This window comes from Paraglaciecola sp. 20A4 (genome assembly GCF_011378905.1).
Classification (GTDB): Bacteria; Pseudomonadota; Gammaproteobacteria; order Enterobacterales; family Alteromonadaceae; genus Paraglaciecola.
This window is the reverse complement of sequence record NZ_WTPY01000101.1, coordinates 1-531: the sequence shown is the minus strand read 5'-3', so window position 1 is coordinate 531 and position 531 is coordinate 1. Positions and strand designations below refer to the sequence as shown.

Sequence of the window (531 nt, the reverse complement as noted above, 5' to 3'; positions counted from 1 at the left end):
ATCTTAAGCCGCTTCTTCGGAAGCACGCTACGAAGTAGCATTGCTCTTTAACAATTAATGACAAAATAATCTGTGTGGGCACTCACGTGATGAGTGTCTACCAAAAAAAATTCATGTTCGATAAATATTTAATTGAAGAGTTTGATCATGGCTCAGATTGAACGCTGGCGGCAGGCCTAACACATGCAAGTCGAACGGTAACATTTCTAGCTTGCTAGAAGATGACGAGTGGCGGACGGGTGAGTAATACTTAGGAATATGCCTTTGCGTGGGGGATAACTATTGGAAACGATAGCTAATACCGCATAATGTCTTCGGACCAAAGGGGGCTTCGGCTCCCGCGCAAAGAGTAGCCTAAGCGAGATTAGCTTGTTGGTGGGGTAAAGGCTCACCAAGGCGACGATCTCTAGCTGTTCTGAGAGGAAGATCAGCCACACTGGAACTGAGACACGGTCCAGACTCCTACGGGAGGCAGCAGTGGGGAATATTGCACAATGGGCGCAAGCCTGATGCAGCCATGCCGCGTGTGTG

1 rRNA gene is annotated in these 531 nt (G+C 48.4%); it reads left to right on the top strand.

From position 1 onward, the window contains the following. Window positions 1-129 precede the first annotated feature (129 nt). Window positions 130-531 (top strand): 16S ribosomal RNA (locus GQS54_RS23020); the annotation flags it as partial.